13 protein-coding genes are annotated in these 14,035 nt (G+C 66.0%); 6 read left to right on the top strand and 7 right to left on the bottom strand.

What is annotated here, in order from left to right; all coding sequences use genetic code 11:
* Nucleotides 1-191 precede the first annotated feature (191 nt).
* The 4 genes from Cte04_RS02305 to Cte04_RS02290 all read left to right on the top strand — a co-directional run bounded on the left by Cte04_RS02305 (nt 192) and on the right by Cte04_RS02290 (nt 4,074).
* On the top strand, nt 192-1,517 hold the full coding sequence (locus Cte04_RS02305) for a hemolysin family protein (RefSeq protein WP_066471056.1): 1,326 nt from the start codon (nt 192-194) through the stop codon (nt 1,515-1,517).
* Nucleotides 1,518-1,708: 191 nt separating this feature from the next.
* Nucleotides 1,709-2,611, top strand: coding sequence for a glutamate ABC transporter substrate-binding protein (locus Cte04_RS02300; protein WP_066471054.1), 903 nt, complete (start codon nt 1,709-1,711; stop codon nt 2,609-2,611).
* A 3-nt stretch (nt 2,612-2,614) separates the two neighbouring features.
* Nucleotides 2,615-3,277 (top strand): amino acid ABC transporter permease, encoded by a 663-nt coding sequence (locus Cte04_RS02295; RefSeq protein WP_066471052.1) that lies wholly within the window; start codon nt 2,615-2,617, stop codon nt 3,275-3,277.
* Nucleotides 3,274-4,074, top strand: coding sequence for an amino acid ABC transporter permease (locus Cte04_RS02290; protein WP_066471048.1), 801 nt, complete (start codon nt 3,274-3,276; stop codon nt 4,072-4,074). The genes Cte04_RS02295 and Cte04_RS02290 overlap by 4 nt, the downstream gene beginning before the upstream one ends.
* Nucleotides 4,075-4,185: 111 nt before the next feature.
* Here the strand turns inward: Cte04_RS02290 and Cte04_RS02285 are convergent, their stop codons facing one another.
* The 5 genes from Cte04_RS02285 to ku form a co-directional block, all read right to left on the bottom strand.
* Nucleotides 4,186-4,890: a PA1136 family autoinducer-binding transcriptional regulator gene (locus tag Cte04_RS02285; protein ID WP_066471046.1), complete on the bottom strand. Its 705-nt coding sequence runs from the start codon at nt 4,888-4,890 to the stop codon at nt 4,186-4,188.
* Nucleotides 4,891-4,894: 4 nt separating this feature from the next.
* Complete coding sequence (gene hchA, locus Cte04_RS02280) at nt 4,895-5,755, bottom strand: glyoxalase III HchA (RefSeq protein ID WP_066471043.1); 861 nt, start codon at nt 5,753-5,755, stop codon at nt 4,895-4,897.
* Nucleotides 5,756-5,944: 189 nt separating this feature from the next.
* A complete protein-coding gene (ligD, locus tag Cte04_RS02275) occupies nt 5,945-8,527 on the bottom strand; it encodes a DNA ligase D (protein ID WP_066471035.1) in 2,583 nt (860 codons plus the stop codon).
* A gap of 14 nt (nt 8,528-8,541) precedes the next feature.
* Nucleotides 8,542-8,718, bottom strand: a complete 177-nt coding sequence (locus Cte04_RS02270) for a DUF3606 domain-containing protein (RefSeq protein WP_157081790.1) — start codon at nt 8,716-8,718, stop codon at nt 8,542-8,544.
* 213 nt (nt 8,719-8,931) lie between these two features.
* Entirely contained in the window at nt 8,932-9,819 is an 888-nt protein-coding gene (gene ku / locus Cte04_RS02265; protein ID WP_066471030.1) for a non-homologous end joining protein Ku, read from the bottom strand.
* A gap of 130 nt (nt 9,820-9,949) precedes the next feature.
* On the opposite strand from ku, the gene Cte04_RS02260 reads away from it, so the two are divergent.
* Nucleotides 9,950-10,273: a hypothetical protein gene (locus Cte04_RS02260; RefSeq protein ID WP_174522873.1), complete on the top strand. Its 324-nt coding sequence runs from the start codon at nt 9,950-9,952 to the stop codon at nt 10,271-10,273.
* Between the two features lie 66 nt (nt 10,274-10,339).
* Here the strand turns inward: Cte04_RS02260 and Cte04_RS02255 are convergent, their stop codons facing one another.
* A complete protein-coding gene (locus Cte04_RS02255) occupies nt 10,340-11,134 on the bottom strand; it encodes an AraC family transcriptional regulator (protein ID WP_066471903.1) in 795 nt (264 codons plus the stop codon).
* Between the two features lie 96 nt (nt 11,135-11,230).
* Here Cte04_RS02255 and Cte04_RS02250 point away from each other — a divergent pair, with 96 nt between their 5' ends.
* Nucleotides 11,231-11,902, top strand: a complete 672-nt coding sequence (locus Cte04_RS02250) for a pyridoxamine 5'-phosphate oxidase family protein (protein WP_066471900.1) — start codon at nt 11,231-11,233, stop codon at nt 11,900-11,902.
* A 172-nt stretch (nt 11,903-12,074) separates the two neighbouring features.
* Here Cte04_RS02250 and mnmC read toward each other — a convergent pair whose 3' ends face one another.
* Nucleotides 12,075-14,033, bottom strand: a complete 1,959-nt coding sequence (mnmC, locus tag Cte04_RS02245; RefSeq protein ID WP_066471023.1) for a bifunctional tRNA (5-methylaminomethyl-2-thiouridine)(34)-methyltransferase MnmC2/FAD-dependent 5-carboxymethylaminomethyl-2-thiouridine(34) oxidoreductase MnmC1 — start codon at nt 14,031-14,033, stop codon at nt 12,075-12,077.
* Nucleotides 14,034-14,035: the final 2 nt, after the last annotated feature.

Genomic DNA, 14,035 nt, shown 5'->3' with positions numbered 1-14,035 from the left:
GGTGCTCACATACGCCTGCTGGGGGCACGCCGCGGTGGGCTGCGATCGGCTTGTCAGGCGGCCGGGGCGGCAATTCCCTGGCTGACGCCTGCCTATGAAAACGCCTGGCGGCACCAGGGTTTTCATAGAATCAAACCTTGTTCAATGACCGAGGCGCCAGCAAACCCATCGGATAACGCGGGTGCCTGACTATGGAAATAGCCATACTTTTCGCCCTGATCTGCCTGAACGGCGTCTTTGCCATGTCCGAAATCGCGCTGGTGACAGCGCGCAAGACCCGGATGCAAAAACTGGTGGATGAGGGCGATAGCGGCGCAGCTGCGGCCGTGAAGCTGGGCGAAGACCCGACGCGCTTTCTTTCCACCATCCAGATCGGCATTACTTCCATCGGCGTGCTCAACGGCATCGTGGGCGAGTCGGCCCTGGCCGGCCCGCTGAAGGACTGGATGATCGCCATGGGCCTGAGCGCGCAGTACGCAGGCTATCTGTCCACCATCCTGGTCGTGGTGTTCATCACGTATTTCTCCATCGTGGTGGGCGAGCTCGTGCCCAAGCGCCTGGGCCAGACCCATCCGGAGGCGCTGGCGCGCCTGATCTCGCGCCCCATCAACTTCCTGGCGCTGGCGACCAAGCCTTTCGTCTGGCTGCTGTCGGCATCCACGCGCGGCCTGCTCAAGGTCATCGGCGTCAAGGAGGATGCGGTCAACGCGGTCACGGAGGAGGAAATCCACGCCATGCTGGTCGAGGGCCGCACGGCCGGCGTGATCGAATCCCAGGAACACACCATGGTGCGCAACGTGTTCCGGCTGGATGACCGCCAGATCGGCTCCCTCATGGTGCCGCGCAGCGACGTGGTGTGCCTGGACATCGACGACAGCTTCGAGACCAATCTGCTGCGCATCGAGCAGGCCGACCATGCGCGCTTTCCGGTGATCCGCGGCGACATGAACAACATCGTGGGCGTGCTCAATGCGCGCCAGTGGCTGGCCAGCGCCGTGCTTTCATCCGGCGGCAGCCGCGAGCTCAGGGACCAGCCGCTGCAGACCGCGCTGTACGTGCCCGAGACCATCACGGGCATGGAACTGCTGGACAACTTCCGCACGTCGGATGTGCACATGGCCTTCGTCATCGACGAGTACGGCGAAGTGCAGGGCATCGTCACGCTCAAGGACCTGATCGAGGCCATCACGGGCGAATTCCAGCCGCGCGACCTGGAGTCCAGCTGGGCCGTGCAGCGCGAGGACGGCAGCTGGCTGCTGGACGGCCACATTCCCGTGCCCGAGCTCAAGGACCATCTGGGCCTGGATGCCGTGCCCGAGGAGGAGCGCGGCCGCTATCACACGCTCAGCGGCATGATCATGTTCCTGCTGGGCCGCATGCCCAACGAAGCCGATGTCGTGGAGTGGGAAGACTGGCGCTTCGAGGTGGTGGACATGGACGGCAAGACGCTGGACAAGGTGCTGGCCAGCCGCATTCCCGTGCCGCAGACGGCAGAGCTGCCGTTCGTGGGGAAATAAGCCTGCCGGCATGGCCGCTGCGCATTCCGGTGGAGCCGCAAGCCTGTTCCGGCGCGGCCGGAGGGCCGGCCGGGCATGGCCGGAGAAGTCCGGATCGTGCGCACCATGGCGGCCCGCGCGGGCGCCGCGCGCTCCGCATTTCCGATGCTGCTGTATATTGATTTTCGTCACAGACCATCCAAGAAGACCGCATGTCGATCCAATCCATTCTGAAGTCCACCGTGGCGGCCCTGGCGATCCTGACCGGCGGATCGGTTTTCGCGCAGGGCGCGCCCATCGATGCGGCGGCGTTTGACGCCCTGGTTGCGCAGGGCCCCGTCGCCGATGCCGCGACTGTTCGCGCGAGCACCTGGGCCAGCAAGATCAAGCAGGCCGGTACGCTGCGCCTGGGCAGCGTACAAACCTCGAATCTTTTCTCGCTGCTCAACGAGAAGGACGGCAAGATCCGCGGCTTCGACGCCGGCCTGGCCCAACTCCTCACGCGCTACATCCTGGGCGACGGGGCCAGGTACCAGTTCGCGCAGGTGACCTCGTCCACCCGCGAGCAGGTGCTCATCAACAATCAGGTGGACATGGTGATCGCCACCTACTCCATCACACCCGCGCGCGCCGAGAAAATTTCGTTCGCCGGCCCTTACTACGCCTCGCAGGCCGGCGTACTGGTCAAGGCGAACAACAAGTCGATCCAGTCGTACGCCGATCTGGCAGGCAAGAAGGTCGCCACGCAGGCGGGCTCCACGGGGCCGGCGATACTCGCGCAGTACGCTCCCAAGGCTGCCGTACAGGAATTCCAGACGCACCAGGAGGCCCTCGATGCCCTGCGCCAGGGACGCGTGGACGCCTACGTCACCGACTACACGCTGCTGCTCAACACGCTGAGCCTCGGCGCCAGCAACGCACGGCTGGCTGGGGCGCCCTTCGGTGAACAGGATCCCTACGGCATCGGGCTGCCCAAGGGTTCGGACGGCGTGGCCTTCGTCAATGCCTTCCTGAAGAAGCTGGAAGCCGACGGCACCTGGGCCAAGCTCTGGACCATATCCATCGGGCAGCGCACCGGCAGCACGGCCGTTCCGACGCCGCCTGCAATCCCGTAAGCGATGGAGGCGGTCTCCAGGCTCCTGGCCGACCATGGGCCTGCCTTCTGGCAGGCCCTCTTGCTGACATGGAAGCTCACCGTGGTGTCGTTCGTGCCCGGGTTCCTGCTGGGCATGGCCGTGGCGGTGCTGCGGCTGCTGCCGCTGCCGCCGCTGCGCTGGGTGCTGACCGGCTATGTCGAGGTCTTCCGCAACATTCCCAGCGTGGCGCTGCTGATCTTCATCGTGTTCGCGCTGCCCGATCTCGAGGTCGTGATTGATTACGAGCCCAGCGTGATCCTGACGTTGACGCTGGTCTGTTCCGCGTTCACGGCGGACTACCTGCGCTCGGGCATCAACACCATTGCCGGCGGCCAGATCGAGGCCGCGCTCAGCCTGGGCATGCGGCCCATGCAGATCATCTCTGCGGTGGTGCTGCCGCAGGCATTGCGTGCGGTGGTGCAGCCCATGACCTCGCTGCTCATCGCGCTGATGCTGTCGACTTCGCTGGCGTCGCAGGTGCCGTTTCCGGGCCGTGAACTCACCGCCCTCGTATCCAAGATCGCCAACGACTCCGCAGCCGGCATGGCCGCATTCGCGGTGGCCGCCGCGATGTACGTGGCGACCGGATTGCTCATTGCCTGGGCTGGCGCCGTCCTGGAAAAGAAGGTGCGGATACTGCGATGAGCCGCACTCTGGAAGACATCCTGTTTGCTGCTCCGGGCCCCCGGGCCCGGACCTTGGCACGGGCCATGAGCGCGATCGCCGCGGCCGTGCTGCTCCTGCTCGCCGCGGGCATCGTGTTCAGGTTCCATTCCGCAGGGCAGCTCGATGCCCCCTTCTGGGAATTCTTCGCCTGGCCGACGACCTGGGCCTTCCTGTCCAAAGGCCTGCTCGGCACGCTGGCGTCGGCGGCGATGGCCGCCGCCATCGCGCTGGCCCTGGGGCTGGTGCTGCTGGTGGGGCGCCTGGCGCGGACGCGGCTGGTGCGCTGGCCGAGCATCGCGGTCATCGAGTTCCTGCGCGGCACGCCGACGCTGCTGCTCATCTATGTGTGCTTTCTGGTGCTGCCGTCGATCGGGATCAAGCTGAGCACCTACTGGATGCTGACCTTGCCGGTCAGCCTGAGTACGGCCGCCGTGGTGGCCGAGGTATACCGTGCGGGCGTGCTTGCCGTTCCCCGCGGCCAGGCCGATGCCGGGCGAAGCCTGGGGCTGACCGAGGCCCAGGTCTTCTTCCACGTCGTCTTCCCGCAGGCCGTTCGCTACATCGTCCCGGCACTGGTCGCGCAACTGGTCATCGTGGTCAAGGACACCACCTTCGGCTACGTCGTCACCTACGGCGAACTCATGCAGAACGCCAAGGTGCTCATTGCCAACTACCATGCGCTGGTGCCCGTGTACCTCGTTGTCGCGGCGCTTTACTGCCTCGTGAACTACGCCATATCAAGGGCGAGCAAACGGCTCGGCCGGCCGGTACATTGACCCTTCTCCGGCAGCCCATATGTGGGTGGCTCCCTCCCTGGGAAATGCCGCTGGCCGTGGCCACCACCTTTTCGGCCGCATCCGGTCGGCGGCGAGAGCCGTGCCCTTGCATCACGATGCGATGTCCCCGGACCGGATGGCCATGCGGACGGCCTCCGCCGTGGTCGTCGCGCCCAGCCGCAACCGGATGCGCCGGAGGTGGTTTTCTATGGTGCGTTCCGACAGCCCCATGATGGCGGCCGTTTCGGCCTGCCGCTTGCCCGCCGCCATCCAGCGCATGACCGTTTGTTCGCGCGGGGTCAGCTGCGACGGCCGGGCCTGGCGGGCGGCCGCCGAAAGCGCGATGGCTTTTCTCAGGGCCGCCTGGCCTATCAGCGTCAGTGCCAGCCGGGTGGCCAGGGAATCGTCGACGTGGCGGCCGCCAAAGCTCATCGCCCCGATCAGTCCCGAGGGCCCGAAGACCGGCACCTGCCAGCCATGGATGCCGATCCCGCGCGGACTGGGTACGACGCGGTAGGTTTGCGTGCCCGGTTCGCCGCGCTTGGTCCAGAAAAAGGGGCGGTCCGTTTCCAGGATGTGGTGGTTGACCGGGCAGGACTTCAGATAGGCCTTGGCATCCACCGGCGACCCATCGCCAAACCAGTCGCCTTCGGCCCAGTGCACATGCTCGATCACTTCCTGCCGGGAAGGCTGGGAGGAGTAGAGCACAAAGCGGTCGAAGCCCAGCGGAGCGGCGAAGGCGCGCACGGCCCTGGCGAGGGCGCGCAGGTTCGTGCTGCCCTCGATGGCGGCAACGGTGCGCACCAGCTCCTGCATCGGCTCAGCCCGGTGCCACTGCGTCCAGCAGGGCCCGCGCGGCGCGCTTGCCCAGCGCATTGGAGGCGAAGGGGCTGTCTCCGGTGATCAGCTTGCGGTCCTGGTGCGTGGCGCCCGTGATGTCGCTGTTGAGGATGTTGACGCCCTGGGCGCGCAGCCGGTCGCCAAAGAACCAGGTCAGCCCGCCGGGCATGTAGCCGATCGCCGGGGTCTGCCGGTCCGCCGCATCGGGAAAGGCGCAGATCGCATATCCGCTGAAGGGGGAGGGCTGGCCGAAGGCGCCGGCGGCAATCAGCGCGGCGGGACCGTGGCACAGGGAGATCACATGCCGGTCGTGCTCCATGGCCCAGCGAAGCACCTTGGATACGGCCTCGCTCTGCGGCAGGCCGATCAGGGCGCCATGCCCGCCCGGGATGAACACCGCCAGGTAGTCCGAATCGCCATTCAGGGTGTCGGCGATGTCGGAGAGTTTGCGCGGCTTCAGGAACTGGGGCAGGTAGCTGCGGTGCAGCTCCGTGATCTCCGGCTGCTGTGTCGGCATGGCCCACATTTCGAACTTGACGGGGTTGCCGGAAAGCGTGGCCACCTCCATGCCAAAACCGGCCTGGTGCAAGTGGTACATGGGCACCAGGGTCTCGACGGGGTGGTTGCCCGTGGAGAACAGCTTGCCGGTATCCGTGGGCAGGTAGCGCTCGTCCGCCGCGATCACGAGCACCTTGCGGCTGCCCTGGTAGGCGTCGGGGTACTCGGCACCGTCTATCGACGTCGTCGGGCTGGTGAACTCGCCCAGCGAGTAGGGGGAGGGAAAGTAGGCGTTGAATTCCGCCGGGTCGGGACTGGGTTGCTTGCTGAGATCATCCGACATGCCGTGTGCTCCTGGAGTTGGGTGAAACCGAAGCCTATGGTGGAGGTACGGCCAGACTTGCAGGTGAGGGGAAATCCCTCAATCTGCGGCACTGCCATGTCGCTCGGCCAGGGCCGTGCCCGGCTCCAACGGGTGAGCAATCGTGCCATGTCCAATGCGCGGCCTGCAAAGCCAGCTTCACTCGAGCACTCATTGCCTGGCATCGTGTGGCCTGGCGGGTCGAAAGCCCAGCTTCTTCATTGCGCCGGTGATGCTGGTCGCAGCTTTTGCATAGCCTGACCAGGGCGAGTTGCCGATTGCGAGGCGCTGCTCCACCGTACGGATCGTCCAATGCGCGCCGCTTGTCAGCGAATCGAGCTCGCTCCAGGCAACGGGAACGGATATGCCCATGCCCGGCCGGGCGCGTGCCGTCCAGGCGCATGCGGTGGTTGCCCCGAATCCGTTGCGCAGATAGTCCACAAAGATCTTGCCCACGCGATTGCGCGGCCCGCTCTTTGCCACGAAGCGTTGGGGAAGGGTGGATGCCAGGTGCTGAACCAATGCCCGGGAAAATCCTTTGACGGTCTCCCAGTCATGGAGGCGCTTGATCGGCGTGATGACATGCAGGCCTTTGCCTCCGCTGGTCTTCAGAAATGCGGCAAGGCCGAGCTCCTGGAGAAGCACCCGGACCAGCTGGGCCGCTTCCTGCACCTGCTCCCAGGGGACTTGGTCACCCGGATCCAGGTCGAACGTCATCCGGTCAGGCCGCAGGATCCGGTCTTTTCGGGCATTCCAGCTGTGGTATTCGATGACGTTCATCTGGGCACCCGCCAAAAGCCCCTGGGGAGACGCGATCGCAAGCAGAGGCGGGTGCCCCTCATGCAGCGCCGGATCCAGCTCCTCGATACCGTCCATGGAGCCGGTATCCAGGTGCTTCTGGAAGAAGCGCTGGCCCTCCACGCCGTCCGGTGCACGCAGCAGCGCAACGGGACGGTCTTTTACGTATTCCATCAACAACGGCGCCACCCTGGCGTAGTAGCGCACCACATCGAGTTTCTTCACGCCTGTTGCCGGATCGACGACCCGCTCGGGATGCGTCACTTTCAGGGGGCCGGGCTGCTGACCGGCGGCCGGAGCGTCCTGCGCTGGGGGCAGGCGTCTGGCGCGTTCCCGGACCACCGCGGTGGCGGGCTTGTCGTCCCGCAGGCCGTGGAATACCGAATGGCGGATCTTTCCCTGTTGGGTCCATTCGGCAAAGGACACCTCGGCCAAAAGCCTGGGCTGGACCCAATGGGCGTTCTTCGGCGTGGCGCCTGCATTGCTGAACGGGTTGCGGCCGCAGGCCAGCCTGCTGAGCTTTCTGTGCAGGCCGGCGAGCGAACGATCCGTGAAGCCCGTGCCGACGTTGCCCACATAGCGCAAGGCGCCATTGTCGGTATGGACGCCCAGCAACAGCGAGCCCAGGCCGACGCGGGTTCCCTGCGGATCGGTAAAGCCGCCGATGACGAACTCCTGTCGGTGGTGGCATTTGAGCTTGATCCAGTCAGCAGTCCTCTGGGAGGCATAGGGCGCTGTCTTGCGCTTGCCTATGACGCCCTCGAATCCCAGCCGGCAGGCCGAAGCCACCAGATCCTCCGCACGGGCCTCGAATGCTTCGCTGAATCGAATGGCGGAGGATTCCGAACGACCCACCAGTGCGCGAAGCATCTCTCGTCTGTCGACCACAGATAGCTGCCGCAGGTCCTTTCCTTGCGCGTAGGGAAGGTCGAACAGGTAATACACCAGGCCGCGTGTCGATGGGCCGTCGAATGCATTCTGAAGCGCCTGAAAGTCCGGGCGGCCCTGGCTGTCGAACATCAGGACTTCCCCATCCAGCCATGCCGACTCGATGGGCAGGCGCGCGAGGTCCGCTGCCAGCCCGGGCATTCTGTCCGTCCAGTCATTGCCATTGCGCGTGAAAAGGCGAACGGAGCCTTTGTCGATGCGGGCCAGCAGCCTGTAGCCGTCGAATTTGAGCTCCCAGAGCCATTGCGCCGGTTCGGCTGGCGGCGCATCGGCAAGCGTGGCCAGCTGGGGCTTCAGGCGTTCAGGCAGGGGAGAGGCCTTGGCAGCGACCGGTGGGAGGGCGCCGCGGTCGGCCTGGACCATGCCCGGCGTCCGGGGGGCCGCAGCCGGAGGCAGGGCAGAGACACTGTCGGGCAGGGCGTCGACGACGCTGAATTCCGAGGCCGGGCGGGCAAATTCGTCATGTTCCTTGACAAGAAGCCACGCCGGCTGCTTGTCGCTCCTGCGTCCCTGCATGCGCACAAGCGCCCAGCGTCCCTGCAGTTTGTGGCCGTGGAGCACGAACTTCAGTTTGCCCTGGCGGTAGCCTTTTTCCGCATCTCCCACAGGCTCCCACCAGCCCTTGTCCCAAACGATCACCTGGCCTGCGCCATATTGCCGGAGAGGAATCTCGCCTTCGAAGGTGTTGTACGAAATGGGGTGGTCTTCGACCTGCACTGCCATGCGCTTGTCCGCCGGGTCGTAGCTGGGCCCCTTGGGCACGGCCCAGCTTTTCATCGTCCCCTGCAGCTCCAGGCGCAAATCGTAATGCAGGCGGCTGGCCCAATGTTTCTGGATCACGTATTGAAGGCCCGCCGCGCTCGATTGCCCGCCTTCCGCAGGCTCGGGCGTCTGAGAGAAGTCGCGCTTTTGCCTGTACGCCCGCAGAGGGTCGGGCCTGCTGTGCGGCCGTGCCTTCTTTGGCTTGCTGTCGTCCCGGCCCTTCTGGGCCTTTGCGGTGGCTGCCATGCGAGGCTTTTCCGTCAGCGGTGCTCAAGGTACTCTCGTACCTGAACCGCGCCGTTGCCGACGGCGGCAACAGCCTCGCGCAGCCGGTCCTCCGAGCACTCGAGTGCCCAGGTCCAGTCACGCAGTTCATGCTCCAGTTCCAGATGGATCCATGCGCCTTCAGGCTTCGTCGTGGTGTGGTCTTCATGCATACGAAACTCCCATCGGGTTTCCAGCTTAGCCCTGGAACCGCGGCATGGCTGTAGGCGCAGGGGGAGCCGAAGTCCCAGACCAGGGGCCGGGAAAGCTTCCTGCGTGCCGGCTCTTGTCGTGAGCATTTGCCGATATCGCCATGCGCAAGGGCCTTGCGGCCGGGACGAACGGCATGGGGGCCCGGATGGGCATGCAATGCGCCCCGAGATCCGCTAGGCGGCTTTTTTCCGGGGCTCCTTTTTGGCATTGGCGTTCCTGGCCGCCGCCTTTTTGGGGGCCGTCTTGCGTTTTGCCTTTGCCGGGGCTTTCCCTCCCTTGAGGCTGTTTTTCAGCAAGGCGGTCAAGTCGATCACCTTGGCACTTTCCGGTGCCTGCTCTTGCGGCTGAATCACTGTCTTGGCTTTGCCGGCCCTGGCCTTTTTTTCCACCAGCTTCATGACCCGCAGCCGGAACTCGTCCTTGAAGTCGTCCGGATTCCATTCGCCTGACATTTCATCGATCAGCTGCCGGGCCATCTTGAGTTCGGCGGAGGTCACGCCTTTTTTCCCCGCAGGAGGCAATTCGAGGCTGTCCAGGGTCCTGACCTCATCGCCCCAGCGCAGGAGATTCAGCACCAGGGCCGGGCCGGAAGGCACCAGCGCGGCGAGGTGTTGCTTCGTGGCAATGACGACCTTGGCCAGCCCGATCTTGCCCGTGGCAATCAGGGCTTCGCGCAGCAACGCATAGACTTTGTCGCTCTTGTCTAGCGGCGCCACGAAATAGGGGCGTTCAAGGTAGATGAAGGGCAGCTCGGCGGCGTCGACGAAGCGTTCGATCTCGATGGTATGGGTAGTCTTGGGAAATACCGCCTCGATTTCTTCGGGGTCGATGATGACGTACTTGCCTTCTTTGTATTCGACGCCCTTGACGATGTTGTGCTTGTCAATTTCCTTGCCGGTCCGCTTGTTGACGCGTTTGTAGCCCACCGGGTCCAGCGTGCGCTTGTCCAGCCAGTCGAAATTGATGCCTTCCTGGGTGGCGGCGGTATGAAGGCCCACGGGAATGTGTACCAGGCCAAAGGTAATAGCGCCGTTCCAGAGGGTGCGACTTCCACTTGCCATGCCGAAATCTCCATCGTGACCGTGAAATTCCAGTCTCGCCGGCCCGGGAGTCGCCGTTTGTAGGCCCGACCATGCCAGCCTGGTAGGCGGGGGCAAACGGGCATCTGGAGAAATCTCCTATGCTGTGCCGATGAGCAGCAGACTTCGAGAAATCGCCGTCCACGTCTGTGAGCCCGCAGCCGGCTCCTTTGTCTGGCTCCTCAGCGAACGCGGCCAGGGCCGATGGAAGGAGCTGCAGCGGGCGGATTCGGGTGTGTCGACCTACAGGGAGGCCATGGCCCATGGGCTGCTTGCGCTGCAGTCGCTGATTCAGGACCTGGACATCGGACCGCGCCAAACCAGCCCGCATCCGGCCCGTGCTGCCAAGAAAGGGCGAAGCAATGGCCGCGCGGACAAAGGGCCGCCGTTGCCGCCAGGCCACGGCAGCCATTTCGGCTTTGGCCCGGCCGAATGAAGTGCCTGCCCATCCAGCCGCATGGAGGCACGGCTGCCGGCCTGCGGCCTGATGGCTGGGGCGCCGCTACGCCTTCGTTTGCAGGTGCAGGCGATAGCTGGCGGGCGTCTCACCGAAGACACGGCGGAAAAGGCCTATGTAGGCGCTGACGCTGGCGTAGCCGAGATCAATGGCAATGGCCGTGACGCTCATGCCTTCGGCCAGCATTTCCAGGGAGCGCAGCAGGCGCACGCGCTGGCGCCAGGCGGTGAAGTTGAAGCCTGTCTCGGCCACAAACCGGCGGCTCAGCGTCCGTGAGCTGAGGGCACCGAAATCCGCCCAGCTTTCGATGTCCCGTGCATCGGCCGGATTGGCCATCAAGGCGCGGGCTATGCGCTGAAGGCGGGTGTCCCGGGGCAAAGGCAGTCCAAACGCTTCGGCCGGCAGGCTTCGGATCTCATCCAGAACAACGGCGCATACATGGGACTGGGCCTCGCTCGGCGGCTCTCCCGGCGGGAAGCCGGCCAGGCGCAACACGGCTTCGCGCAGCAGGCCGGACACCCGGATGGTGCACGGCCGCTTCGGCAGGTCGGCGCATGCCGCTTCCGCGACATAGGCACTCCAGCCGTGATAAGGGCCATGGGAACGCCCGCAATGGGCCTGGTGCGGCGGAAGCCATACGGCATGGATGGCCGGAACAATCCAGACACCGTCATCGACCTGCACGGAAATCAGGCCCTTGATGGAGCCGAACAACTGGCCGCGCGCATGCCGGTGCATCTCGGAAGACAGCTCCCGATCGAGCACACGGGTTGCCGCGACCACGCAGGGGCCTTCGGCGGAGTCCATATAGGCGCCCAGTGCGTTCATGAGATCAGACATGGCGGATTCGAGGTATTTTTTGTCCAATAAATTCTATAGCCGCCATACCGAAGAGGCATACGCTTGCGAACCTGTACATCCACCATGGATTTGCTGATGCCTTCCCCTGATCATTTCTCTCCCCCTCCGGCACCATCCCGGCCCCAAGGGCCGGATGCGGTGGACCTGGATGCGCTATACGATCCGCCGACCGAGCGTATCCGCAACGGCGTACTTCACTACCTGGCGGATTTCCATCGGGAATATCTGGCCAGGGCCACATTCTTCTGCCTGGCCACGGGAGATGCCGCGGGCCTGGATGCCTCTCCGCGCGGCGGTGCTCCCGGCTTTGTTCGGGTGCTGGATGCGCAGACGCTGGTTTTTGCAGACTGGCCGGGAAACAACCGCATCGCTTCGCTGCGCAACCTGCAGCAGGACAGCTGCCTGGCGATGCTGTTCCTGTTTCCCGGCCTGGACCTCTTCCTTCGCATCAACGGCCGTGGCCGGATATCGACCGACAGCGAGCTGCTGCAGGAGCTGCGCGAAGGCCACAAGGTGCCCAAAACCGCGATCGTGGTCCGGATTGACGAAGTGCTGTTTCACTGCGGCCGCGCCCTCCATCGCGCCGGTCTATGGTCCGTCAACAGCCGCCTGGATCCCGGCCTGCTGCCGACAGTGGGCGATGTAATGGCGGGCCTGGCGCGATTGCACGGCGGCTCGCTTGCAGCCGGCCAGGCCGCGCAGGCGAACGAGCACTATGCCCATGCAGTGCGCACGGATCTTTATTGAATCTGGACTCCTGCGCGTGGAAACCTTGTCGCGCCAGAGCCCCGGCTTGCGGGCCGGAGGCTGCCGGTGAGCAACAGCCTGCTGGGCGCAGGGCGGCAGGGGCCCCAAAAAAACGGATAGAACCACCGGAAAAGGCCGCCCAGCATGCGTTCAGCGCTATCGAAGATGTGGTTCAGGACGGCTTGTGCCGCAGCCGTGCCCACATGCGCTGCGTGCCCAGGGCCTGGGCCAGCCTGGCATCCAGCGGCAAGGGCTCGCCATGCACGCGCGCGGCCAGCAGTTCGCCGCACAACAGCGACAGCGTGAGGCCGCGCGACCCCAGGCCGCTCAGCACCCACAGTCCCGGCAGGTCCTGCGCATGCCGGCCCGCCGGGCCGACCACGGGAATGCGGTCATAGGCCGCGCAGCGCACGCGCGACCAGGTCGGCGGCAACTGCGGCGCATCGAAGAAGGCATCCAGCGCGGGCCGGCAGGCGGGCAGCAATGCGGCGAGCTTGTCGGCATTGCTCGCATGGGCGCTGCGCTGCTCCTGCGGCGAAGGCGGCAGCGCGGTGACGTCGCGCTCGAAGGTGGAACCCATCACCCACTGCCGGCCTGGGCCTTGCCCGGAGTCGGATGCCGGAAAGTCAGGCACCAGATTGCCGTGGCCGTTCACCGGAAACGGCGGCATGGCTGCCAGTGTGGCGGGCGTGTGCCCGGCCACGCTGACCTGGCCGCGGATCGGCTGCATCTCCCATTGGCCCGCATCCAGGCCGCTGGCCAGCAGCAGGCCTGTCGTGGCCGGGCCCAGGGCCAGCACCACCATTTCGGCCTGCGCCAGCTCACGGCCCTGCGCATCCAGGGCTTGCCAAAGGGATGTGGCGGTCTGCCGCAGGCGGGCTATCTGCGCCTGCCCCTGCCAGCGGATGCCGGGCGCTGCCAGCAGCGCCCGGACCAGGCGCGCCGGACGTACCCAGCCGGCCTGCGCATGCCAGACGGCCCGGCTGTCGCCCGGCAGGCGGGCCGCTGCCAGTTGGCCGGACATGGCGGGCAGGCTCCATTGCCGGCCGGCGGACTCCTGGCCCTGCCATTCGGGCGGCAGCTCGGCCGGCTGGTTCAGGTCGTGCTCGAGCACGCCGCTGTGCGCCCAGTCCACGCCGGCTTCCAGATGCTGGCGTCCGGTCAGTTGCTGCAGGGTCTGCAAGCTGGTGCGCACACCGCTGCGCGACAGGCGCGAGAGGACGCTGTCGTCGGGCGAGACATGGGGGCAGAACAGGCCGGCCGGCAGGCCGGAGGCGCCGTTGGCCGGCGCATCGCCGGCGTCGAGCACGGTGACCTGCCAGCCGCGCCGCGCCAGGCTGGCGGCCGCCGCGGCGCCGGCCAGGCCGGCGCCCAGCACCAGGCAGCGCGCCGGGGCCGCCACGGGCGGTGGCAAGCCGTCATCGCGCTGGCGAGGCTCCCACTGCGGGTTGAAGCAGGCCTGCAGGTTGTGGCGCTTGGGCGGTACGCCGGGCACCTTGCGGACCTCGAAGCCCAGCCGCGCCAGGCCTTGCCGGACCTCGCCGGCCACGCACCAGGTGGCCAGCCGTGTACCGCGGCGGCAGTGGCGGGCCACGGTCTTCAGGGCCTCCGGGCTCCACAAGTCCGGGTTGGCGCCGGGCGAAAAACCGTCGAGGAACACGCTGTCGGCGATGAGCTGCTGCTTGCGCAGCATGGCCTGCGCATCGCCGATGTAGAGCGTAAGCAGCACCTGGCCGCCTTCGAACGAGAGCCGGTGCACGCCGGGCAGCAGGCCCCACCACTGGGCGGCCAGCGCCTGGCCCAGAGGACGCAGTTGCGCGTCGTCTGGCAGGGCGCGCCGCATGTCTTCGGCCGAGACGGGATAGGCCTCGACCGAGACGAAATGCAGCAGGCGCGGCCGCAGGGGATCGGCCTTCCAGGCGGCCCAGGTGGCCAGGAAGTTCAGGCCGAAGCCGAATCCGGTTTCCAGGATGCGCCATTTCGGCGCACCGGCCCAGGCCTGCGGCAGGCCGCAGCCGCCGAAGAAGGTGTGGCGCGCCTGGTCCAGGCCGCCGAATTCGCTGTGGTAGCGGTCCCCGAAACGGGGGCTGTAGGGCGTGCCGTCAGGCAACCATTCAATGGTTTCGGACATGG

Origin of the sequence: Comamonas terrae (assembly GCF_001544075.1) — a bacterium.
Taxonomy (GTDB): domain Bacteria; phylum Pseudomonadota; class Gammaproteobacteria; order Burkholderiales; family Burkholderiaceae_C; genus Comamonas; species Comamonas terrae.
This window is presented reverse-complemented; position numbering and strand designations above follow the sequence as displayed.